Genomic DNA, 20,854 nt, shown 5'->3' on the forward strand with positions numbered 1-20,854 from the left:
GACCGCGCGATGCAGTCACCGGCACAACGCTCCGGAGCGCCACGGGTGACGGCCCCGTGGTGGAGGTCTCACACCAAACTGACCCGTCGCCAGTTCGAGGCACACCCACGCGAACCGGCCGAAACCCACTGGCGGTGGGGCACCAGCCGCGATTGACTGGCGCCGTGAGCAACACACCGGAAGGCTTCGACTACACCGTGCGCAAGGACGGGACAGTCGCCATCACCCATCACGGTCGCGCGGCGACGGTGCTGCGGGGACGCAGGGCCACTGACTTCCTCGACCACGTCGAGCACGGTGACGACCAGGAGCTGATGGCCCGGGTCACCGGCAACTACCGGCACGGAAATGAACGAGCGGCCCGCAACCACCCACGCAATCGTGGACGGTGACGGACCGCTCCTGGTCTTGGGTCAGGCAGCGGGTTCGGCTGCCGTGATGCCGTAGCGCCAGATGGTGTCGACCTCGTTGGCCTCCACCGAGTCCGGGTAGGGGTTGGTGCACGACGGGCCGGGACCGCCACCGGACATCAGCTTGTAGCACGGCTGGGAGTAGCGGTCCGGCAGTCCGAGTGCGTGGCCGGTCTCGTGGGCCACGATCCGCAACGGCGCGTAGGTGTTGGCCTGGTCATGGTCGAGGAAGATCAGGCCGCTCCCGTGGCCGTTGCCCTGGTAGTAGGACCCGTTGGCCGATGATCCCTCCTCGAAGTAGAGGGTCGCCCGGCTCGGGTCCTCGACCAGCCGCACGTTGTTGACCGAACCGTTCCAGATCTGCTGGGTGTTGGAGATCTCGGAGTCGAACGAGGGGGCATAGGACGCGTCGTAGTAGACCGTGGTGACGACTGCCCGGGCCTTCTTCACGCCGTTGGTGCGGTCTGCCTCGGCGCGTGCCTTCGCCTCGGCGAGCTGCTTCGTGAGCCGTCGGTTCTGTTCCTTGTTCAAGTCCCCGGGCAGGTATGACGAGGTGGCGTCGGCGCTGTCCGTCGGCGATGGCGTCGACGCGGTGGTGGTCGTCGCCGGGACGGCTGCGGTGCCGGCGAAGGTGAGCGCTGCGGCAAGCAGCGCGAGTGGTGTCCTGATGGCCATCAGAGGTCCTTCCAGGTGGTTCCCGAGAATTGCCTTGCATCTCGTTCCTACCTGCGATCAGCTTCCGTGGCGCCGTTCCACCGGGTTTTGACTCTTGACAGTTTCTCCGGCATCACGACGCCACAGGTAGGGCGTCGTGGTGGACACCTTGACCAGCCCGGAGCGTTCCAGGATCGGCCGGGAGAACTCGGTCGAGTCACTGTTGATGAACCTCTTGCCGAGGCGCAGGGCTGACTTGGCGCGGGCCGCGGTGAGTGCTCGGTAGACACCCCTGCCGCGCCACTCCGGACGGGTCGAACCGCCCCAGATGCCGGCGAAGTCGGAGTCCGCGACCGGCGAGAGACGGCCCGCGCTGATCACCTGCCCGTCGGCCTCGGCGATCCACATCTCCGAGTCATCGGTGCCGCTGTGGCGCACGATCGAGTCGGCCATCGCCTCGATCTCGGCCGGGTCGTCGCCGAAGACCTCGCCCTGCATGGCGCACATCGCGCGGATGTCGGCCTCCTCGTGGACCTGCCTCAGGACGATGCCGTCGGGCAGGTCGAGGTCGAGCGCCAGCAGGCGTGCCTCGCCGACCATGATCGACTCTGGTTCGTCCGGCTCGAAGCCGTTCTCGACGAGCGCCTCGTGGAGCCCCGGCGCGTGGTCGTGGCCCCGGGTCTTCCACTCCGCCCGGGCGACGTCGGTCTGGTTCTCGAAGTGGGACTTCGCAGCGACGACCAGCTCGCGTACGCGGTGCTCGTCGGCGTCGCCCAGGTCGCGGTAGGTGACGAAGCCTCCGCGTCCGGTGAACGTGGCCAGGTGCAACGGTCCCAGCCGGGTGAGGCCCTGCGCGCCACCGGTCTCCGCGGCGGTGCGCAACTGGGCGTCGTATGCCGCGAGCAGCTCGGCCGGTGAGGTCATGGCTGAACTCTCACACCCCGAAACCCCGAACGACCACTGGTTTTGCGGTGCCCCCGGGTCTCAGGTGTCGAGGTGGAAGGCGAGCCGAGGGAGCAGCCGCCCCGGAATCGAGCCACCGCCTTCGTCGCGCACCCGCACGCTTCGCACACGTGGCTACAGTCGAAGGATCAGAGCAGTCATCCGAGGCAGGCTCGACTCAAGAGAGGTGGGCCCGTGGCCATCACTGTTCGCGACAACCCGACCGAGCACCGCTACGAGATCATGGATGACGGGACCCTCCTCGGCCACGCCGCCTACCAGCGGACCACCCAGCTCATCGTGTTCACCCACACCGAGGTCGACCCTGCCGTGGAGGGCCGGGGCATCGGTGGGCAGCTGGTTCAGGGCGCGCTCGACGACGTGCGCACGCTCGGGCTCGCCGTGCTGCCCGTGTGCCCCTTCGTCCAGGACTGGATGAGCCGGCACCCCGACTACGCAGACCTCGACTACCGGCGCCCACCGAGCACGGTCACCGACTGAGACGGACCGGTCGGATGCCGAACAGCGGCGCCGACTCGGTCTCAGCAGTCCGTACGACGACAGATGGCTCGTGACCGCTCGAGGACGGGCTCGTCGTTCGTCCCCCAGTGCCGGCCCAGGTCAGCACCTCGTGCGCCCAGGAGACGTGGATCTGCCTCTGGGGCTCTCCCGCGGACTCGTAGACGCGGTCAGTCGTGGCCCGGAAGGTGGTCACTCCCGGCGCTTCCGCGAAGGCGACGTGCAACGTGTCCGCAGTGAGCATGGCGTGCTGGAGTCCGTGCTCGTCGGAGACCGGGTGCGGGGTCAACGTCGGCACCCCCGCCTGACCCCGGGCCTTGGCTGCCGACGATGCCGACCCGTGGTCGGGTGCAGGTCAGACGTTGAAGCGGAACTCCACGACGTCACCGTCGGCCATCACGTAGTCCTTGCCCTCCATGCGGACCTTGCCGGCCTCCTTGGCCTTCTGCATGGTGCCGAGCTCCATCAGGTCGTCGAAGGAGACGATCTCGGCCTTGATGAAGCCGCGCTGGAAGTCGGTGTGGATGACGCCCGCCGCCTCGGGAGCCGTGGCGCCCTTGGGGATGGTCCAGGCCCGCGTCTCCTTGGGGCCGGCGGTCAGGTAGGTCTGCAGTCCGAGGGTGTCGAAGCCGACCCGGGCCAGCTTGTCGAGGCCGGGCTCGGTGATGCCCATCTCGGCCAGCATCTCGCGGGCCTCCTCGTCGTCATCGAGCTCGACCAGCTCGGCCTCGAACTTCGCGTCGAGGAAGATCGCCTCGGCCGGGGCGACGAGGTCGCGCATCTTCTGCTGGAGGTCCTCGTCGCCGAGCTCGTCGGAGTCGCAGTTGAAGACATAGATGAAGGGCTTCGCGGTGAGAAGCGACAGCTCGTTGACGAGGTCGCGGTCGATCGTGGTGGAGATGATCGGTGTGCCGGACTCGAGGGCCTCGAGCGCTTCCTTGGCCGCGGCCAGCGCGGGCGCGTTCTCCTTCTTGGTCCGAGCCTCCTTCTCCAACCGCGGGATCGCCTTCTCGACGGTCTGCAGATCGGCCAGGATCAGCTCGGTCTGGATGGTGGAGATGTCGTTGCCCGGGTTGACCTCGCCGTCGACGTGGGTGACGTCCTCGTCGCGGAAGACGCGGGTGACCTGGCAGATCGCTGCGGACTCGCGGATGTGGGAGAGGAACTTGTTGCCCAGGCCCTCACCCTGCGAGGCCCCGGCGACGATGCCGGCGATGTCGACGAACTCGACGGTCGCGGGCAGCAGCTTCGCCGACCCGAACACCTCGGCCAGCTTCGGCAGGCGCTCGTCGGGGACGCCGACCACCCCGACGTTGGGCTCGATCGTCGCGAACGGGTAGTTCGCCGCGAGGACGTCGTTCTTGGTCAGTGCGTTGAAGAGCGTCGACTTGCCAGCGTTGGGGAGCCCGACGATTCCGATGGTGAGTGCCACGGGCGTGGAGTCTACGGCGACTTCATGGTGGGGCCGAATTCATGGTGGCGGCCCAACAGCCCCGATTCTGGCGATGCCGGAGCCCGCTCGCGCCCCTATGTTCTGAGCATCACCACCCCGAGGACAGACACCCCGGAGGATCGCCATGCCCCGACTGGCCGCCGCATTCGCGGCAGCGATCGCGACCCGCGACCGTGCTCGCCTGATCGCGCTCCTGGACGACTCCATCGACTTCCGGGCGATGACCCCGAGACGGATCTGGGAGGCGCACACACCGGCAGGCGTGGCTGCCATCGTCCTCGACAACTGGTTCGAGGAGCAGGACCACATCGCCGACGTCCAGATGGGAGAGGTCGAGATCATCGTGGACATCCTTCGGATGACCTACCAGTTCGACCTCGAGACGCCGTCCGGGGAACAGCGCGTCGAGCAGACCGGCTACTACCGCAACCTGGACGGCAAGATCGTGTGGTTGCGCATCCTCTGCTCCGGCTTCCGGCCCCTGCCCGAGGAACCACCTGCTGACTAGAGTCGAGGCATGACCGCCGATCAGCCGCCCGCCCGCCGCCGGGTCACCCTGACCGACATCAGCTCCCGTGCCTGGGAGCACCCTGCCGACCAGGGTGCGCTGGTCGCCCTGCGCAAGCTCAAGGGCTTCGACTTCCTGCTCCGCAAGATGACCGGGATGTTCAACGAACGCGCCTTCAGGCTGCGCTTCCTCGGCTCCGCGGTGCGCGTCGACGAGCGACAGTTCGCCGACCTCCACCGACTCCTCACCGAGGCCGCCGCCGTGCTCGACGTGCGCGAGCTCCCCGAGCTGTACGTCGCCAACTCGCCGCTCTGGAACGCCGTCACCGTCGGCATCGACAAGCCGTTCATCGTCCTGAACTCCGCCCTGGTCAACGGCCTCGACGAGGACGAGCTCCGTTTCGTCCTCGGCCACGAGCTGGGGCACGCCGCCAGCGGGCATGCGCTCTACCGCACCCTGCTGCTGTGGCTGATGCAGGTCAGCGGCGCCCTCAGCTGGCTGCCGATCGGCAACCTGGGGCTGCGAGCGATCGTGGCCGCGCTGACCGAGTGGCAGCGCAAGTCCGAGCTCTCCGCCGACCGGGCCGGACTGTTGTCCACGCAGGACCCGGCCGCGGCGCTGCGGGTGAACATGAAGACCGCCAGCGGAGGCAACCTCGCCCAGCTCGACAGCACCGCCTTCCTGGCGCAGGGCAGCGAGTACGAAGCGTCAGGCGACCTGCGCGACAGCCTCCTCAAGCTGATGCTCCTCGAGGCCAGCACCCATCCGTTCCCGGTGGTCCGCGCCCACGAGCTGCGGCGCTGGGTCGACGGCGGCGACTACGTCGCGATCCTCGGCGGCGCCTACCCCCGTCGGCAGGACGACGACAAGGCGTCGTTGTCCCAGGCCGCCAAGGACGCAGCGGCGTCGTACGCCGAGAGCTTTCGCACCTCGCAGGACCCGTTGGCGAAGCTGCTGCGCGACCTCGGTGAGGGCGTGGGGAACGCGAAGGCCTGGATCAGCACCAGGTTCCCGCGCTCACGACGCGACGACGACTGAGGAGTCACGATGGACACGGTTCCCGCCCTCGACACGATCCGCGGCTGGCAGGAGGAGCTCTACCGCCACCTCCATCAGCATCCCGAGCTCTCCCACCAGGAGCACGACACCGCTGCGACCGTGGCCGAACGCCTGCGCAGCTTCGGCTACGACGTGCACGAGGGCGTCGGCGGCACGGGTGTGGTGGGCGTGCTTCAGAACGGCGACGGCCCGTCCGTCCTGCTGCGCGCAGACATGGACGCGCTGCCGGTGCGTGAGGACACCGGCCTGGGCTACGCCAGCACCGAGACCACGACCGACGACGAGGGCACGGAGACGCCGGTCATGCACGCCTGTGGCCACGACGTGCACGTGGCCTGCCTGCTCGGCGCGGCGTCGTTGATGGCCGACTCCCGCGAGCGGTGGACCGGCCGCCTGGTCGCGGTCTTCCAGCCGGCCGAGGAACGTGGCGACGGAGCACGGCTGATGGTGGAGGACGGCCTGGCCGGACTCGTCGGCACTGTCGACGTGGCCCTGGCCCAGCACGTGCTTCCCTTCGCCGCGGGCACCATCGCCACCCGGCCGGGACCGATCCTCTCCGCCGCCGACAGCATGCGGATCACCGTGCACGGACGTGGCGCCCACGGATCGGCACCCCAAGCCGCCATCGACCCGGTCGTGCTCGCCGCGATGATCGTGGTCCGTTTGCAGACCGTGGTCTCCCGCGAGGTCGCCCCCACCCAGCCCGCAGTGCTCACCGTCGGCTCGATCCACGCAGGCACCAAGAGCAACGTGATCGGCGACCACGCGGTCCTGGAGCTCAACCTCCGCACCTACGACGACGCAGTACGCCAGCAGGTCCTCGACGCGATCCACCGCATCGTGGTCGCCGAGTGCCAGGCCTCCGGCTCACCGCGCCCGCCCGAGTTCGAAACCTTCGACCGGTTCCCGGCCACCACCAACGACGAGGACACGACGGCCACCGTGCGTGCCGCCTTCGAGGAGGCCTTCGGCGAGCAGGTCACCGATCTCGACCTGCAGGCGGCGAGCGAGGACTTCAGCGACCTCCCGAACGCCCTCGGCGTCCCCTACACCTACTGGGGCGTGGGCGGCATCGATCCAGAGACGTACGCCGCGGCCGAGGCCGCCGGACGGGTCTCCCAGGACATCCCGACGAACCACTCGCCGTTCTTCGCCCCGGTCGTGCAGCCCACCCTCGACACCGGCACCTCGACGCTGGTCGTCGCGGCACTCGCCTGGTTGGGCACGGACGCCCGGCCATCTGGTGCCCGGCCAACAGGTGCCCAGCCGACGGACACGCCGGCAACGGACGCCTCAGCAACCGACGTGCCGGCAACGGACGTGCGGACATGACGGACGCGACACCGGGGACACCGACGAACGCAGCCGGGTCTGCCCTGCTGCGGGAGCCTGCCCACCAGGTCTCCCCCAGGGCCGTGGCGATGTGGCGGATGATCGCGGTCAGTGAGCTCGTGGGGGCCGTCGCCGTGCTCGTGGTCGTCTGGCTGCTGGTGCCGTCCCACCCCTGGTGGCTGGTGGTGCTGGTCGTCGTCGTGCTGCTCCCCCTGGTCGCGATCGCGATCTGGCAGCCGGGCATCAGGAACCGGATCCACCGTTGGGAGGTGACCCCCGGAGCGGTCCACACCCGCTCCGGCTGGATCAGCACCCAGCAACGGATCGCCCCGCTCTCACGGGTCCAGACCGTCGACACCCGACAGGGCCCGTTGATGCGGCTCTACGGGTTGGCCGCGGTCACCATCACCACCGCGTCGGCGGCCGGTGCGGTCGAGATCCAGGGTCTCGACGCCGACGTGGCCGCTCGGGTGGTCGCCGAGCTGACCGAGATCACCAGCGCCGACGAGGGCGACGCCACGTGAACGACTGGCAACGCCTGGATCCGAAGATCATGGTCATCGGTCCGATCAGTGCCTTCCGTCAGTTCCTATTCCCGTCCCTGGTCGCACTGATCGGGGTCGGCACCCAGCAACCGAGGTGGCTCCTCTATGCCGCACCGGTCATCATCCTGGGCTCGATCGGAGTCGGCCTGGTGCCGTGGTTCAGCACCCGGTTCCGGGTCGCCGACGGCCAGCTCGTGGTGACCACCGGGCTGGTCAGCCGCACGCGGTTGACCGCGCCGCTCGACCGGATCCGCACCGTGGACCTGGAGGCCAGCCTGTTGCACCGGGTGCTCGGCCTCGAGAAGGTCGAGGTCGGCACCGGAGTCGACGACACGATGATCGAGCTGAACGCACTGTCCCGGTCCCAGGCCGCGGAGCTGCGCGGCGTACTCCTGTCCCGGCGGACACCGTCGGCGTCGTCCAGCACCGCCATCACGCCGCCCCGCGCGGACGAACCACCGGCGGACGTTGCGGCCCCGCCGCACACCGAGGAGGTCCTGGCCACGTTCTCCCCCGGGTGGGCCCGCTTCGCGCCGTTGAGCCTGGGCCGCCTGGCCATCGCCCTCGGTGCGCTCGGCGCGCTGTGGCAGTTCATCGGCGACGTCCGCATCGACCTGTCCCGGGGGCACGAGATCTGGGAGCTCGTCGCCGGAGCATCGGTGGTGCTGGTCATCCTCGTGCTCGTCCTCGGCGCCTTGGTGGCGTGGACCGCGTTGTCGATGGTGGCCTTCCTGGTGCAGTGGTGGGACCTGCGCCTGGTGCGGGACCGTGACAACCTCCACCTCACGCGAGGCCTGCTCACCACCACCTCCACGACCGTCGAGGTGCGACGCATCCGCGGAGTGCAGGTCCGGGAGACCGCACTCGTGCGCGCGGCCGCCGGTGGCGAGCTCCATGCGCTCGTCACCGGCCTCGAGGAGTCCGTGCACGCCGTCCTGCCACTGACGCCGATCAAGCTCACCACCGACGTCGCCGGCACGGTCCTCGGCAGCCGGGAGCCACTCACGGCCGGGCTCCTGCAGCACGGCCCGGCTGCTCTGGCCCGGTGCCGCACACGCAACCTCTTCTCGCTCCTCCCGGTCCCGGTCGCCACCTTGGCGCTGGTCCTCCTGCTGGACGGGTCCTGGTGGCTCCCGGTCGTGGTCGCGATCGCTCTCGTGCCGGTCGCGCTCCTGCTCGCACGCTCCGAGTTCGCCCACCTCGGCCACGCGCTCACCACCGAGCACCTGGTGGCGGGCTCCGGCACCACCGCCCGCGTCCGCACCGTCCTTCAGCGGGACGGAGTCATCGGATGGGTGGTCTCCCAGACCTGGTTCCAGCGCCGTCGCGGGCTGGCCACGCTCATCGCCACGACCGCAGCCGGGGCCGAGAAGGTCACCATCCGCGACATCCCACTGACGGACGCGGTGGCGTTCGCACGCGCAGCGACGCCGGGCATGCTCGACCCCTTCCTGGCGGATGCCTGACCCCATCCGTGCCGAGCCCGGCTGTGCCGCCGTCACCGGCCACCTCCGGGCCGCCGTAGGCTCCGCCCCATGCGCATCGCCACCTGGAACGTGAACTCCCTCCGCACTCGCATCGACCGGGTCGAGGCCTTCCTGCAACGCCAGCAGGTCGACGTGCTCGCCCTCCAGGAGACCAAGGCCCGCGAGGACCAGCTGCCCCTGATGGGCCTGCAGTCACTGGGCTACGAGGTCGCGGCGGCGGGCATCAACCAGTGGAACGGGGTGGCGATCCTCAGCCGGGTGGGTCTGGAGGACGTGCAGGTCGGCTTCCCGGAGATGCCCGGTTTCGGAGATCCGCTGACCGCCGAGGCGCGCGCGATCGGCGCCACGTGCGGCGGCGTACGCCTGTGGTCGCTCTACGTGCCCAACGGCCGCAAGGTCGATGACCCGCACTACGTCTACAAGCTCGACTGGTTGCAGCGACTGCGCGCCGCGGCCGGTGACTGGCTCGACGACGACACCGCGCTGGTCGGAGACTGGAACATCGCGCCCCGCGACGAGGACGTCTTCGACATGGCGCAGTTCCGCACCTCCACGCACGTCACTCCCCCGGAACGCGCCGCGTTCCAGGCCTTCCTCGACGAGGGGTACGTCGACGTGGCCCGGCCGCACACGCCCGGACCCGGCTCCTACACGTACTGGGACTACTACCGGCAGCGTTTCGAGCGCAACCGCGGCCTGCGCATCGACTTCGTGCTCGGCTCACCGTCGCTGGCGAGCCGCGTGACCGCGGCGTTCGTGGACCTCGACGAGCGCGACCCTGCCCAGGGCACGGGCAAGCCCTCCGACCATGCTCCCGTGGTCGTCGACCTGGACTGACGTCGACCCGGACCGACGTCGACCCGGACCGACGTCGGCCCGGACTGACGTCGGCCCGGACTGAGTTCGCCCGCCCCCAGCCCCCGGCTGTCCCTGCGTCACACCTGCTTCCTCGCCGGGGGTCCCGACCCGCAGGAGGGCTGCCTCCCGTCCACTGTCGGTGCCCTGGTCCATGCTCGTGGACATGGAGATCCTGCTGCTTCTCATCGGCCTCGTCGTGGGGGCGCTCGTCGGCGCGCTCGCGGCACTGCTCTGGTCCCGCTCCCGCGCGCCCTCCAGCGGCAGTGCGATCGATGCCCGCGAGTCGGTGGCCGCGCTCGAGCGCCGCGTCACCGAGGACACCACGCTGCGTGACGGCCTCGACCGGCTCGGCGAGCAGATGCGCGAGCTCGAGCACAACCGCGCCACCTGGCAGGGGCAGCTGCGCCAGCAGGTCGATGACGTGCGCCACTCCGCCGAGGAGCTGCGCCGCGAGACGTCCTCGCTGTCGACCGCGCTGCGCAAGCCGCAGGTGCGCGGGCGGTGGGGCGAGATGCAGCTGCGTCGCGCCGTCGAGCTGGCCGGTCTGGTCGATCGGTGCGACTTCACCGAGCAGCACCACACGACTCTCGACGACGCGGTGCTGCGGCCCGACCTCGTCGTGCACCTCTCCGGTGGCCGTGACGTGGTGGTGGACAGCAAGGTGCCGCTCGACGCGTTCCTCGATGCCACCGGCACCGACGCCCCGGAGGAGCAGTCCGCCCATCTCGTCCGCCATGCCCGCCAGGTTCGTGCCCATGTCGATGCGCTCGGCAGCAAGCGCTACTGGCAGGCCCTGGGCGACTCACCGGAGTTCGTGGTGCTCTTCCTCCCGGGCGAGTCGTTCCTCTCCGCCGCCCTCGAGGGCGATCGCTCCCTCATCGAGTACGCCGCCGCCCGCAACGTCGTCCTGGCCACCCCGACCACACTGATCGCGCTGCTCAAGACCGTCGCCCACGGGTGGACCCAGGCCCAGCTGGCCGAGCAGACCCGCGCGATCCACGACCTCGGGCGCGACCTCTATGCACGCCTCGGCATCCTCGGCGGCCACCTCGACAAGGTCGGTCGCTCGCTGAAGGGATCGGTGGAGGCCTACAACCGCGCGGTCGGATCCCTGGAGTCGAGGGTGCTCGTCTCGGCCCGTCGCTTCGGTGAGCTCGGCGTCAGCGGTGACGAGCTCGTCTCGCCCACCCCGGTGACGGACGCCCCGCGACCGCTCACGGCCTCGGAGCTGCTCGACGCCGTGGCCGCTCCGCGTCCGGAGCTGCCCGTGGCGGAGCCGACCGGGCCTGAGGGCCTGTCCGGACGCCGCACCGGATAACCTGCGCTCCGTGTCCGCTCGACGACGTCCGCCCGGTGCTCGTCGAGCGACCCCGCCGAGAAGGACCAAACCGGCTCCGGCGCGTCGTGCCCAACCGCGCCGCAGCACGGCCTACGGTGACGTCGTGGCCCGCGCGCGCACCCTCTGGGAAGAGGGAACTGAGCCAGGACGCCTAGTCGCCGTTCTGGGGATCGCCGTCGCCCTGACTGCCGTGGCCCTCGATCTGGTGGTCAACCGCGAGGTCACCTGGCTGTTCGACGTCGTCTTCGTGATGACCTGCGTGACGATGGCCCTGCGGGTCCGCCCCTCCGACTTCTTCACCGTCGGTGTCCTGCCACCCCTGTTGATGCTGGGCATCTTCGTGATCCTCGGTGTCGCCTCACCGAGCGTCATCGCCGATGCCGGCGACGGCACCATCCAGGCCGTGGTCGCCGGGCTGGCGCACCACGCCGGCGCGCTGATCACCGGCTACGCGTTGTGCCTCGGCTCGCTCGCCATGCGCCAGCACGTCCTCCGCAAGCGCCGTCGCCCGACCGCCCCGCGGTCCCGCATCCCGGCTCCGCGCCCTGCGCCGTCGCGCGAGACACCGACCACAGCTCGTCCGGTCGCACCGACCCGCGCGGTCGATCTCCCACCGACGGCGAGCCACGGCGAACGGTCCGCACTCGGCAGCTGACCCCGCGCGAACGGTGGGTTCTTGATGCGCGAACGGTGGATTCCGGATGCGCGAACGGTGGATTCTTGACGCGCGAACGGTGGATTCTTGATGCGCGGGCCGCAGCCCGCGGGTCACTCGAAGCGGGTCACGTCTCCGGCACCGTGGCGAACGACCTCGGGCAGGTCACCGGACCAGTCGATGACGGTCGTCGGCTGGGCCGACACCTCCCCCGCCTCGATCACGGTGTCGACGACGTGGTCGAGCTCCTCCTTGATGTCCCAGCCCTGGGTCCGCGGCTCCTCCTCGCCGGGCAGGATCAGGGTGCTGGTCAACAGCGGCTCGCCCAAGGAGTCGAGCAGGGAATTGACCAGCGGGGACGTCGGGATGCGTACGCCGACGGTGCGCTTCTTGGGGTGCATCAGCCGGCGTGGCACCTCGCCCGTGGCCGGCAGGATGAACGTGTAGGGGCCGGGCGTCGCGGCCTTGATCGCCCGGAAGGCGGTGTTGTTGACGTGCACGAACTGCCCCAGCTGGGCGAAGTCACGGCACATCAGGGTGAAGTGGTGCTTGTCGTCGAGCTCGCGGATCCGCAGGATGCGGTCACGACCGTCGCGGTTGCCGAGCGCACAACCCAGGGCGTAGCCGGAGTCGGTCGGGTAGGCGATCAGGGCATCGTCACGCAGCTGCTCGACGACCTGGTCGATGAGCCGCTGCTGCGGGTTCTCCGGGTGGATGTCGAGGTAGCGCGCCATGCTCCGACCTACTTCCCGGCCTGCTGGGCGGCCCGCAGGTCGCGTCGCAGCTCGGGCGGCAGCGCGAAGATCAGTGACTCCTCAGCCGTGTGCACGGCTTGCGCATCGGGATAGCCACGCTCGGCGAGGAAGCTCAGCACACCGTCGACCAGCTCCTCGGGCACCGAAGCACCGGAGGTCACGCTGACCTTGCTGACGCCCTCGAGCCAGGCCTCGTCGATCTCCGAGGCATCGTCGACACGGTAGGACGCCTTGGCGCCGACCTCGAGGGCCACCTCGACCAGGCGCACGGAGTTGGAGGAGTTGCCCGAGCCGACCACGATCACCAGGTCGGCGTCGTGCGCGATCTCCTTGACCGCGAGCTGGCGGTTCTGGGTGGCGTAGCAGATGTCGTCGCTGGGTGGGTCGAGCAGCTCCGGGAACCGCTCACGAATGGCGGCGACGGTCTCGAGGGTCTCGTCGACCGACAGGGTGGTCTGCGACAACCACGAGACCCTGCTCGGGTCGCGCACGACGATGTTGGCGACGTCTTCGGGACCCTGCACGAGCTGGATGTGGTCGGGCGCCTCGCCCGCCGTGCCCTCCACCTCCTCGTGGCCCTCGTGGCCGATGAGGAGGATGTCGTAGTCGTCGGCCGCGAAGCGCTTCGCCTCGTGGTGCACCTTGGTCACCAAGGGGCAGGTGGCGTCGATCGTCTTGAGGCTGCGGGTCTCTGCCTGGCGGTGCACCTCCGGGGAGACGCCGTGGGCGGAGAACACCACCGTCGCGCCCTCGGGCACCTCGTCGAGCTCCTCGACGAAGATCGCGCCCCGCTCCTCGAGGTTGGAGACCACGTGCTTGTTGTGCACGATCTGCTTGCGGACATAGACGGGGGCACCGTAGAGGTCCAGGGCCTTCTCGACGGTGATCACAGCCCGGTCCACGCCGGCGCAGTAGCCGCGTGGGGCGGCCAGGCGAACGGCCTTGTCGGCCTCGTCGGGGGAAAGTACGGCGGGAACGCCAAGGTTGGTGCTCATGGCCCTGAGTCTACGGGCTGGCGGCACAGGTTCACGCCCGGCTGTGGAGAGGCGTGACCATCTTGTCGGCGCCCTCCCCTAGGCTCGCCGTCATGGCACTCAGCACCTCCTTGGAGTCACCGGCCCCGGTCCGGCAGATCGCGAACGCGATCTCGGGCTGGGTCGACCGGCTGGGAGTCGTGTGGGTGGAGGGCCAGATCGCCCAGCTGAGCCGGCGACCCGGGCTGAACACGGTGTTCATGACCCTGCGCGACACGGTGGCTGACATCTCGATCCCGGTGACGTGTCCGCGCACCTTGTTCGACGGGCTCAACCCACCCGTGGTCGAGGGGGCCAGCGTGGTGATCCAGGCCAAGCCGTCCTACTACGCCGTTCGCGGCTCCCTGTCCCTGCATGCCCGTGAGATTCGCATGGTCGGCCTCGGGGAGCTGCTGGCCCGCATCGAGCGACGTCGGCAGCTGCTGGCCGCCGAGGGGCTCTTCAGCATGGAGCTGAAGCGCAGGCTGCCGTTCCTCCCGCACACCGTCGGCCTGGTCACCTCCCCCGGTTCCGACGCCGAGCGCGACGTGATCGAGAACTCCCGGCGACGCTGGCCCTCGGTGCGGATCAAGGTCGCCGCGGCCCGGATGCAGGGCCAGCACAGTCCCCTCGAGGTGACCGCTGCGCTCCAGGAGCTCGATGCCGACCCCGAGGTCGAGGTGATCGTGATCGCTCGTGGCGGTGGCTCCGTGGAGGACCTGCTCCCGTTCTCCGACGAGGGACTGGTCCGGGCGGTGCACAAGGCGCGCACCCCGGTGGTGTCCGCGATCGGCCACGAGGCCGACCAGCCACTGCTCGACCTCGTCGCCGACCTGCGCGCCTCCACGCCCACGGATGCCGCGCGTCGGGTGGTGCCCGACATGGCCGACGAGGTCCTGCGCGTCGACCAGGCCAGACAACGCATCCGCCACCTGATGGCTGCCTGGCTCGATCGCGAGGATGCCGGGCTCGCCTCCATCCGCAGCCGCCCGGCGATGGCCGACCCCCGCAACCTGCTCGACGACCGCTCCGACGAGATCGCCCAGCTTCGCGACCGGTCGCGGCGTTGTGTGCGACACCGGCTCGACCGGGCCGACGACGAGATCCTGCACCATGCCGCGCGCGCCACCGCACTCTCACCCCTGGCCACGCTGCGCCGTGGGTATGCCGTGGTCCAGCGGGCCGACGGTCACGTGCTGGCCTCGGTCGACGAGGTCACCGCGGGCGACGCGGTCTCCGTGCGCCTGGCCGACGGGCGTGTGCACGCCACCGCCACCGACATCGAGAACTCCGCCCCACTGGTCGAAGCCGAAGACGAGGAAGCAGATGCCTGAGGAACAACCCGACGAAGACCTCTCCTACGAGGCGGCCCGTGAAGAGCTGATCGCGGTCGTGCACAAGCTCGAGGCCGGCGGCACGAGCCTGGAGGAGTCACTGGCCCTGTGGGAGCGCGGCGAGAAGCTGGCCCGCACCTGCCAGGGCTGGCTCGACGGGGCCCGCAAGCGCCTCGACGCAGCCGTCGACGCGGAGTCCTGACCCGCGCGGGCGGCGCGACGCGAACCGCCCACGAACGGCCGAGCGGCGCGACGCGAACCGCCCACGAACGGCCGAGCGGTACGACGCGAACGGCCGAGCAGCGCGACGCAACCGCCGAGCGAGCCGTGTGCTGTCAGCGCACCGGCTTGGTGGTCAGTGACGCCGCCACCTCGCGGATCAGGTCGTCATCGGCAGATCCGAAGACCATCACCACCTGGCCCTGGTGCTTGCTGGTCACGGCGTAGTCGCCCCCGGCGTCGCTCCAGGACTGCCACTTCTTCGCCACCGCGCTGTCCAGCGTGACGACGTCGCCCCTCGTCGGGTTCTCGTCGACGTACTTCTTCACCCAGTCAGCCACCCCGGAGACACCCTGGTAGATCCCGATGAACTCGTCACCGTCGTCGCTCAGGATGTCGAGCGACCAGCCGTTGGCGTCCGTCGGCTTGATGTCGACCGCCTTCAACCCCTCGGGCAGCGCCGGCGGATAGACGATCTTCACTTCGGAGACCTTCTGCAGCTCCTGCACGCTGGAGAGGTAGTCGATCTCCTCGCGCTGCACCTCGAGGTCGTCACGGTTGATCGCCCGGAAGGCCACGAACGCGAGGATCACCCCGACCGTCACGATCATCGCGCCGACCATGCCGACGCTGCTGCGGGTGTACCGCCCTGATCCCTGCGCGCTCATTCGGTTCCGGTGCTCCTGGTCTGAGGTGTTCCTGGTGGTACGTGCGGTGAGCCCCGCTCGTGCTCGCCGGGCTTCGCCGCCGCAACGCTACTTCCCCGTCGATGATCCCTGACGTTCCGGTCCTCCCGGCGCGAGGGCCCGCGGCACTCCGGCCCGTCCCCCACGTGCAGTCGTCGGCCGATCGACCGACACCCCGTCCCACCGCAGAATCGGAGAGATGCTCGCCATTTCTGCGTGGATGCGGAATGCTGCTCCCGTGACGACGTACCGAATTGCGGAATCTGCCGACATTCTCGGCGTCAGCGACGACACCGTGCGTCGCTGGATCGACAACGGTCGGCTCCCCGCCTCCGAGGCCGGCCCCGGAGGCCGTACGACGATCAGCGGCGCCGACCTGGCCACCCTGGCCAGCGAGCTCGCCGACCATCCGGAGCGCGACGACCGGCGATCGGTCTCGGTCAGCGCCCGCAACCGGCTCGACGGCATCATCACCAAGGTCACCAAGGACACCGTGATGGCCCAGGTGGAGATGATCTGTGGGCCCTATCGCATGGTGAGCCTGATGAGCAGCGAGGCGGCCACCGACCTCGGGCTCGAGACCGGGGTGCGCGCGATCGCCTCCGTGAAGTCCACCAACGTCGTCATCGAGAGGGCCTGAGCCGGTGCCCCGCCCACTCCTGACCCGGATGCTCGTGCCGGCCACCGTGTGCCTGCTGCTGCCACTGAGTGCCTGCGGCGACGACACCATGGAGCTCAAGGTGCTGGCCGCGGCCTCCCTGACCGAGTCGTTCCAGGAGCTGGAGCAGCGGTTCGAGGAGGACCACGCCGGCGTCGACGTGAAGCTCTCCTTCGGCTCCAGCACCACGCTCGCCGAGCAGGCCAACGACGGCGCGCCCGGCGACGTACTGGCCACTGCCGACCGGAAGTCGATGGATCTCGCGGTCGACGGTGGTTCTGTCGGCGGCGAGCCGACCGAGTTCGCCACCAATGCCCTGGTCCTCGTCGTGCCCACGGACAACCCGGCCCGGATCACCGGCTTCGACGACTTCGCCGACAGCGACTGGGTGCGCTGTGACGACGACGTGCCGTGCGGTCGACTGGCGGCCACCCTCCTCGAGGAGAACCAGGTCGACCGGGAGCCGGCCAGCCGCGAGATCGACGTGAAGTCGGTGTTGGCGAAGGTCACGTCCGGGGAGGCCGACGCCGGCTTCGTCTATGCCTCCGACGCGGTCGCAGCGGGCGACAAGGTCAAGACGTTCCCGGTGCCCGGTGCCGAGGACGAGCCCAATCCCTACTTCATCGCGACGCTGGAGCAGAGCGAGGACGCCGACCTCGCCGCGGACTGGCTCGAGCTGGTGGGCTCCGAGGAGGGCCAGGAACTGCTCCGGGAAGCAGGCTTCAGCACGCCATGAGTGACTCCTTGGGACGAGCCCCGGCGCGGCTGCTGGTGCCTGCAGGCCTGGCCACCTTGTTGCTGGTGCTCCCACTGGTCTCCCTCCTGCTGACCGCACCCTGGTCGATGCTCGGCGAGCAGCTGCGCACGGAGGCGCTGCGGGAGGCGATGTGGCTCTCGGTGCTCACCGCCACCGTCGCCACGGGTGTGTGCCTGGTCCTCGGGCTCCCCCTCGCCTGGGTGCTGGCACGCCTCGACTTCCCCGGGCGACGCCTGCTGCGCACCCTGGTGATCGTGCCGCTGGTGCTGCCCCCCGTGGTCGCCGGAGTGGCCCTGGTCTCCGCCTTCGGACGCACCGGCATCATCGGCGAGCCGTTGCGGGAGGCCACCGGCCTCAGCCTCCCCTACACGACGGCCGGGGTGATCGTGGCGCACGTCTTCGTCTCCCTGCCGTTCGTGGTGATCAGCATCGAGGGTGCGCTGCGCTCCGCGCACCAGGAGTACGACGCCGCCGCCGCGACCCTCGGCGCCAGCCGGTGGCATGCATTCCGCACCGTGACCGTCCCGTTGGCGTTCCCCGGGATCGTCGCCGGGATGGTGCTGGCCTGGGCCCGCTCACTGGGCGAGTTCGGAGCCACGATCACCTTCGCCGGCAACTACCCGGGCACGACACAGACGATGCCGACGCTGATCTACCTCTCGATCAACTCCCACCCCGAGGCAGCCAAGACGTTGAGCCTGGTCCTCCTGCTCCTGTCCCTGGCCGTGCTCGTCGCGCTGCGTGATCGCTGGTTGGTGACCACATGAGCGATCTCGCTGTCTCCCTGGAGGTCCCGGGTCGGGTCCAGGTCGACCTCACCGCCGACCGCGGCGACGTGATCGCAGTGATCGGACCGAACGGCGCGGGCAAGTCCAGCCTGGTCAAGGCCGTCGCGGGCCTGGTGCCGGCAGTGGGCACGGTCGTCCTCGACGGTCGCGACCTGATGCACGTCCCCACCAAGGAGCGCTCGCTCGGGGTGGTCTTCCAGGACCAGCTGCTCTTCCCCCACCTCGACGCGCGCGACAACGTGGCCTACGGCCCGCGGGCACGCGGGGTCGCCAGGGCCGAGGCACGGCGTCGCGCGGACTCCTGGCTGGACGCCCTCGGTGTCGGCGAGCTCTCCCACCGCAAGCCCTCGGAGCTCTCCGGCGGCCAGGCCCAACGCGTCGCGATCGCCCGCGCCCTGGTCACCGCCCCCGACCTGCTGCTCCTCGACGAGCCGATGAGCGGTCTCGACGTCGGGGTGGCCACCTCCCTGCGCATCGAGCTGGCCCGGCACCTCGCCGCCTTCGGCGGGATCGCCCTGCTGGTCACCCACGACGCGCTCGATGCGTTGACGGTCGCCAACCGCGTGCTCGTGCTCGACGCGGGTCGCGTCGCTCAGTTCGGTACGCCGGACGAGGTCGCCCAGCGTCCGACCACGGAGCACGTGGCCCGGCTGGTCGGCCTGAACGTGATCCGCAGCGGGGAGGAGTTCAGCGCGTTCGAGCCCTCCGCGGTGACCGTCAACCTCACCGAGCCCACGGGATCGGCACGTCATCGCTGGTCGGGAACGGTCGCCGCGATCACCCCGCACGGGGCGGCGCTGAGACTCGTCGTACGCACCTCGGGAGGCGGCCCGGAACTGATCGCCGACGTCACCCCGGAGGCCGCGACCGAGCTGGGTCTCACGCTCGGACGCGCCGTCTGGGTCTCCGTGAAGGCCACTTCGGTGCGGGCATACACGAACCATGCTCGTTGAGCCGATACGATTCGCCCATGCCTAGTCGCCCGATCGAGTTCCGCGTTGCCCCCGAGTCCCCCGACCGCAACCTCGCCCTGGAACTGGTCCGGGTCACGGAGGCAGCCGCCATGGCAGCCGGACGCTGGGTCGGACGGGGTGACAAGAACGGCGCCGACGGCGTGGCGGTGAACGCCATGCGGGTGATGATCTCCAGCATCGGCATGAACGGCACCGTCGTGATCGGCGAGGGCGAGAAGGACAACGCCCCGATGCTCTACAACGGGGAGGTCGTCGGGGACGGCACCGGTCCCGACTGCGACGTCGCGGTCGACCCGATCGACGGGACCACCCTGGCCGCGAAGGGCATGAACAACGCGATCGCCGTGCTCGCGGTCGCGCCCCGCGGCACCATGTACGACCCCTCCGCCGTGTTCTACATGGACAAGCTCGTCACCGGGCCCGAGGCCGCTGAGGTGGTTGACATCCGCCTGCCCGCGGCGGAGAACATCAACCTCGTCGCCAAGGCCAAGGGCTCGAGCCCCGAGGACGTCACCGTCGTGATCCTCGACCGGCCGCGGCACCAGGACCTCGTCGAGGAGATCCGGGCGACCGGCGCCCGCATCAAGTTCATCAGCGACGGCGACGTGGCCGGCGCGATCATGGCAGCACGACCCGACACCGGCATCGACCTGCTGATGGGCGTGGGCGGAACCCCCGAGGGCATCATCACCGCCTGTGCGATGAAGTGCCTCGGCGGCACGATCCAGGGTCGCCTGTGGCCGACCGACGACGACGAGCGCCAGAAGGCCGTCGACGCCGGTCTCGACCCCGACGCGATCCTCACCACCGACGACCTCGTCACCGGTGACGACTGCTTCTTCGTGGCCACCGGGATCACCGACGGCGAGCTGCTCAAGGGAGTCCGCTACCGCGCCGGAGGAGCCACCACCCAGTCCTTGGTGATGCGCTCACGCAGCGGCACGATCCGCACCATCACCAGCGAGCACCGGCTGCGCAAGCTCCGCGCCTACAGCGCCATCGACTTCGACTGACGCGGATCCGTGTCCTTGATCCGCGGGTTCGCGGATCAAGGGCCGGCGGTTCGCGGATCAGCAACCGGCGGCTCGCGCATCGACAGCTCGCGGTTCGCGCTGGGCGGCGAGGTCGGCCACGACGACGTCTGCCACCCGGGGGTCGATGGCCATGCCGATGTGGCTGGCGTGCACCTCGACGCCCTTGGACAACGGATCCACGCACGAGCGAGGGTCGACCAGACCGTCACCTTGCGACCAGATGCAGGTGAAGTCGACGCCGTCGGGAATCGGCTGACGTGACTCCCGCCAGGACGTGAGGGCACAGTCTCCGCTGACGCAGGACTCGTTCATCAACCCCGGGACGCCCAGCTGGCTCAGCCGCACCAGCAGGGTGGCCGCCGACAGGAGCACCGGGTGCGAGGTGCCCGGCGACATCATCGGACTGCCCATCGTGATGATGCCGGAGACCAGGTCGGGGCGGCGTACGGCGAGGGTGCGCGCCAGCATCCCGCCCAACGAGTGCCCCACGATGCGGACCTTGCTCCCCCGCTTCGTGGCGATCGCCTCCATCCGTCGCTCCAGCATGGCGGCGTTGGTGCGCAAGCAGGAGACGTTGCTGCTGATCTGCGAGCGATAGGTGCGGTAGCCGTGCCGGCGCAACGTGTGGCCCATCAGCCGGAGCGTGTAGTCGCCGGCCAGGAACCCCGGGACCAGCAGGACCGGCTCGATCGAGCGCTGCGGGGCGCGAGAGACGTACGGCGTGCCGAGCAGCTCGCGCTTGTCGGCGGCGGCCCGCAGCAGGGCCCGCCCGGACTCCGGCCAGAACGTGAGCTCACGGGCCAGGCTGCTCATCCCCGGCTGGCAGTAGCCCTCGGGGGCCAGGAAGTCAGCAAGTGCGTTCGCCATTCCGACAC

The 20,854-nt window shown here is 69.9% G+C and carries 25 protein-coding genes; 17 read left to right on the forward strand and 8 right to left on the reverse strand.

Translation table 11 applies throughout. The features are described 5' to 3' along the window. The first annotated feature begins 164 nt into the window (after positions 1–164). Positions 165–392, forward strand: a complete 228-nt coding sequence (locus tag ncot_RS14715) for a hypothetical protein (RefSeq protein ID WP_168618280.1) — start codon at positions 165–167, stop codon at positions 390–392. Between the two features lie 21 nt (positions 393–413). Here ncot_RS14715 and ncot_RS14720 read toward each other — a convergent pair whose 3' ends face one another. Beyond that, the gene (locus ncot_RS14720) at positions 414–1,085 is read right to left on the reverse strand and encodes a snapalysin family zinc-dependent metalloprotease (RefSeq protein WP_168618281.1); all 672 of its coding nucleotides are present in this window, start codon (positions 1,083–1,085) and stop codon (positions 414–416) included. Between the two features lie 57 nt (positions 1,086–1,142). After that, the gene (locus ncot_RS14725) at positions 1,143–1,988 is read right to left on the reverse strand and encodes a GNAT family N-acetyltransferase (protein WP_168618282.1); all 846 of its coding nucleotides are present in this window, start codon (positions 1,986–1,988) and stop codon (positions 1,143–1,145) included. Positions 1,989–2,201: 213 nt separating this feature from the next. On the opposite strand from ncot_RS14725, the gene ncot_RS14730 reads away from it, so the two are divergent. Continuing rightward, positions 2,202–2,507, forward strand: coding sequence for a GNAT family N-acetyltransferase (locus ncot_RS14730; protein ID WP_168618283.1), 306 nt, complete (start codon positions 2,202–2,204; stop codon positions 2,505–2,507). On the opposite strand, the gene ncot_RS14735 is transcribed toward ncot_RS14730, so the two are convergent. Beyond that, positions 2,497–2,814, reverse strand: a complete 318-nt coding sequence (locus tag ncot_RS14735; protein ID WP_168618284.1) for a hypothetical protein — start codon at positions 2,812–2,814, stop codon at positions 2,497–2,499. The genes ncot_RS14730 and ncot_RS14735 overlap by 11 nt on opposite strands. A 66-nt stretch (positions 2,815–2,880) precedes the next feature. After that, positions 2,881–3,957, reverse strand: coding sequence for a redox-regulated ATPase YchF (gene ychF, locus ncot_RS14740; RefSeq protein WP_168618285.1), 1,077 nt, complete (start codon positions 3,955–3,957; stop codon positions 2,881–2,883). 145 nt (positions 3,958–4,102) lie between these two features. On the opposite strand from ychF, the gene ncot_RS14745 reads away from it, so the two are divergent. From ncot_RS14745 to ncot_RS14780, 8 genes are all read left to right on the forward strand, one after another. Further along, on the forward strand, positions 4,103–4,486 hold the full coding sequence (locus ncot_RS14745; RefSeq protein WP_168618286.1) for a hypothetical protein: 384 nt from the start codon (positions 4,103–4,105) through the stop codon (positions 4,484–4,486). 9 nt (positions 4,487–4,495) lie between these two features. Further along, positions 4,496–5,524, forward strand: a complete 1,029-nt coding sequence (locus tag ncot_RS14750; protein ID WP_168618287.1) for a M48 family metallopeptidase — start codon at positions 4,496–4,498, stop codon at positions 5,522–5,524. A gap of 9 nt (positions 5,525–5,533) precedes the next feature. Continuing rightward, positions 5,534–6,877 carry an amidohydrolase gene (locus ncot_RS14755; protein ID WP_168618288.1) on the forward strand — a complete coding sequence of 448 codons (1,344 nt, stop codon included), beginning with the start codon at positions 5,534–5,536 and terminating at the stop codon, positions 6,875–6,877. Further along, positions 6,874–7,401 (forward strand): PH domain-containing protein, encoded by a 528-nt coding sequence (locus tag ncot_RS14760; RefSeq protein ID WP_206064990.1) that lies wholly within the window; start codon positions 6,874–6,876, stop codon positions 7,399–7,401. Before ncot_RS14755 ends, ncot_RS14760 begins: the two co-directional genes overlap by 4 nt. Next, positions 7,398–8,888, forward strand: a complete 1,491-nt coding sequence (locus ncot_RS14765; RefSeq protein WP_168618289.1) for a PH domain-containing protein — start codon at positions 7,398–7,400, stop codon at positions 8,886–8,888. Before ncot_RS14760 ends, ncot_RS14765 begins: the two co-directional genes overlap by 4 nt. Before the next feature lie 69 nt (positions 8,889–8,957). Continuing rightward, positions 8,958–9,746, forward strand: coding sequence for an exodeoxyribonuclease III (locus tag ncot_RS14770; protein ID WP_168618290.1), 789 nt, complete (start codon positions 8,958–8,960; stop codon positions 9,744–9,746). Between the two features lie 184 nt (positions 9,747–9,930). Further along, positions 9,931–11,085 (forward strand): DNA recombination protein RmuC, encoded by a 1,155-nt coding sequence (locus tag ncot_RS14775; protein ID WP_168618291.1) that lies wholly within the window; start codon positions 9,931–9,933, stop codon positions 11,083–11,085. Between the two features lie 124 nt (positions 11,086–11,209). Next, positions 11,210–11,761, forward strand: a complete 552-nt coding sequence (locus ncot_RS14780; RefSeq protein WP_346766623.1) for a DUF6542 domain-containing protein — start codon at positions 11,210–11,212, stop codon at positions 11,759–11,761. A gap of 113 nt (positions 11,762–11,874) precedes the next feature. Here the strand turns inward: ncot_RS14780 and ncot_RS14785 are convergent, their stop codons facing one another. Both ncot_RS14785 and ncot_RS14790 read right to left on the reverse strand, forming a co-directional pair. Further along, positions 11,875–12,495 carry an L-threonylcarbamoyladenylate synthase gene (locus ncot_RS14785; RefSeq protein WP_168618292.1) on the reverse strand — a complete coding sequence of 207 codons (621 nt, stop codon included), beginning with the start codon at positions 12,493–12,495 and terminating at the stop codon, positions 11,875–11,877. 8 nt (positions 12,496–12,503) lie between these two features. After that, positions 12,504–13,511: a 4-hydroxy-3-methylbut-2-enyl diphosphate reductase gene (locus tag ncot_RS14790; RefSeq protein WP_168618293.1), complete on the reverse strand. Its 1,008-nt coding sequence runs from the start codon at positions 13,509–13,511 to the stop codon at positions 12,504–12,506. A 92-nt stretch (positions 13,512–13,603) separates the two neighbouring features. On the opposite strand from ncot_RS14790, the gene xseA reads away from it, so the two are divergent. Both xseA and ncot_RS14800 read left to right on the forward strand, forming a co-directional pair. Next, on the forward strand, positions 13,604–14,863 hold the full coding sequence (xseA, locus tag ncot_RS14795) for an exodeoxyribonuclease VII large subunit (RefSeq protein ID WP_168618294.1): 1,260 nt from the start codon (positions 13,604–13,606) through the stop codon (positions 14,861–14,863). Next, positions 14,856–15,065, forward strand: coding sequence for an exodeoxyribonuclease VII small subunit (locus ncot_RS14800; RefSeq protein WP_168618295.1), 210 nt, complete (start codon positions 14,856–14,858; stop codon positions 15,063–15,065). The genes xseA and ncot_RS14800 overlap by 8 nt, the downstream gene beginning before the upstream one ends. 133 nt (positions 15,066–15,198) lie before the next feature. Here ncot_RS14800 and ncot_RS14805 read toward each other — a convergent pair whose 3' ends face one another. Beyond that, positions 15,199–15,750 (reverse strand): DUF4245 family protein, encoded by a 552-nt coding sequence (locus ncot_RS14805; RefSeq protein ID WP_168618296.1) that lies wholly within the window; start codon positions 15,748–15,750, stop codon positions 15,199–15,201. Between the two features lie 256 nt (positions 15,751–16,006). Here ncot_RS14805 and ncot_RS14810 point away from each other — a divergent pair, with 256 nt between their 5' ends. The 5 genes from ncot_RS14810 to glpX are packed head-to-tail and all read left to right on the forward strand — an operon-like array spanning position 16,007 to position 19,958. Continuing rightward, positions 16,007–16,408, forward strand: coding sequence for a helix-turn-helix domain-containing protein (locus ncot_RS14810; RefSeq protein ID WP_206064992.1), 402 nt, complete (start codon positions 16,007–16,009; stop codon positions 16,406–16,408). 4 nt (positions 16,409–16,412) lie between these two features. Then, positions 16,413–17,162 (forward strand): molybdate ABC transporter substrate-binding protein, encoded by a 750-nt coding sequence (gene modA, locus ncot_RS14815; RefSeq protein ID WP_206064993.1) that lies wholly within the window; start codon positions 16,413–16,415, stop codon positions 17,160–17,162. Then, on the forward strand, positions 17,159–17,950 hold the full coding sequence (locus tag ncot_RS14820) for an ABC transporter permease (RefSeq protein WP_168618297.1): 792 nt from the start codon (positions 17,159–17,161) through the stop codon (positions 17,948–17,950). Before modA ends, ncot_RS14820 begins: the two co-directional genes overlap by 4 nt. Further along, positions 17,947–18,924 (forward strand): ABC transporter ATP-binding protein, encoded by a 978-nt coding sequence (locus ncot_RS14825; RefSeq protein ID WP_168618298.1) that lies wholly within the window; start codon positions 17,947–17,949, stop codon positions 18,922–18,924. Before ncot_RS14820 ends, ncot_RS14825 begins: the two co-directional genes overlap by 4 nt. A gap of 17 nt (positions 18,925–18,941) precedes the next feature. Beyond that, complete coding sequence (glpX, locus tag ncot_RS14830; RefSeq protein ID WP_168618299.1) at positions 18,942–19,958, forward strand: class II fructose-bisphosphatase; 1,017 nt, start codon at positions 18,942–18,944, stop codon at positions 19,956–19,958. A gap of 57 nt (positions 19,959–20,015) precedes the next feature. On the opposite strand, the gene ncot_RS14835 is transcribed toward glpX, so the two are convergent. Continuing rightward, the gene (locus tag ncot_RS14835) at positions 20,016–20,846 is read right to left on the reverse strand and encodes an alpha/beta fold hydrolase (protein ID WP_168618300.1); all 831 of its coding nucleotides are present in this window, start codon (positions 20,844–20,846) and stop codon (positions 20,016–20,018) included. Positions 20,847–20,854 lie beyond the last annotated feature (8 nt).

Origin of the sequence: Nocardioides sp. JQ2195 (assembly GCF_012272695.1) — a bacterium.
In the GTDB taxonomy this organism is placed as follows: domain Bacteria; phylum Actinomycetota; class Actinomycetes; order Propionibacteriales; family Nocardioidaceae; genus Nocardioides.

What these genes read in the sequence shown, in the direction of transcription:
- ncot_RS14785 (WP_168618292.1), bottom strand. Translation starts at nt 12,495, where the DNA reads ATGGCGCGCTACCTCGACATCCACCCGGAGAACCCGCAGCAGCGGCTC.
- ncot_RS14805 (WP_168618296.1), bottom strand. Translation starts at nt 15,750, where the DNA reads ATGAGCGCGCAGGGATCAGGGCGGTACACCCGCAGCAGCGTCGGCATG.
- ncot_RS14720 (WP_168618281.1), bottom strand. Translation starts at nt 1,085, where the DNA reads ATGGCCATCAGGACACCACTCGCGCTGCTTGCCGCAGCGCTCACCTTC.
- ncot_RS14745 (WP_168618286.1), top strand. Translation starts at nt 4,103, where the DNA reads ATGCCCCGACTGGCCGCCGCATTCGCGGCAGCGATCGCGACCCGCGAC.
- ncot_RS14755 (WP_168618288.1), top strand. Translation starts at nt 5,534, where the DNA reads ATGGACACGGTTCCCGCCCTCGACACGATCCGCGGCTGGCAGGAGGAG.
- ncot_RS14790 (WP_168618293.1), bottom strand. Translation starts at nt 13,511, where the DNA reads ATGAGCACCAACCTTGGCGTTCCCGCCGTACTTTCCCCCGACGAGGCC.
- ncot_RS14825 (WP_168618298.1), top strand. Translation starts at nt 17,947, where the DNA reads ATGAGCGATCTCGCTGTCTCCCTGGAGGTCCCGGGTCGGGTCCAGGTC.
- ncot_RS14750 (WP_168618287.1), top strand. Translation starts at nt 4,496, where the DNA reads ATGACCGCCGATCAGCCGCCCGCCCGCCGCCGGGTCACCCTGACCGAC.
- ncot_RS14775 (WP_168618291.1), top strand. Translation starts at nt 9,931, where the DNA reads ATGGAGATCCTGCTGCTTCTCATCGGCCTCGTCGTGGGGGCGCTCGTC.
- ncot_RS14800 (WP_168618295.1), top strand. Translation starts at nt 14,856, where the DNA reads ATGCCTGAGGAACAACCCGACGAAGACCTCTCCTACGAGGCGGCCCGT.
- glpX (WP_168618299.1), top strand. Translation starts at nt 18,942, where the DNA reads ATGCCTAGTCGCCCGATCGAGTTCCGCGTTGCCCCCGAGTCCCCCGAC.
- ncot_RS14770 (WP_168618290.1), top strand. Translation starts at nt 8,958, where the DNA reads ATGCGCATCGCCACCTGGAACGTGAACTCCCTCCGCACTCGCATCGAC.
- xseA (WP_168618294.1), top strand. Translation starts at nt 13,604, where the DNA reads ATGGCACTCAGCACCTCCTTGGAGTCACCGGCCCCGGTCCGGCAGATC.
- ncot_RS14725 (WP_168618282.1), bottom strand. Translation starts at nt 1,988, where the DNA reads ATGACCTCACCGGCCGAGCTGCTCGCGGCATACGACGCCCAGTTGCGC.
- ncot_RS14760 (WP_206064990.1), top strand. Translation starts at nt 6,874, where the DNA reads ATGACGGACGCGACACCGGGGACACCGACGAACGCAGCCGGGTCTGCC.
- ncot_RS14835 (WP_168618300.1), bottom strand. Translation starts at nt 20,846, where the DNA reads ATGGCGAACGCACTTGCTGACTTCCTGGCCCCCGAGGGCTACTGCCAG.
- ncot_RS14820 (WP_168618297.1), top strand. Translation starts at nt 17,159, where the DNA reads ATGAGTGACTCCTTGGGACGAGCCCCGGCGCGGCTGCTGGTGCCTGCA.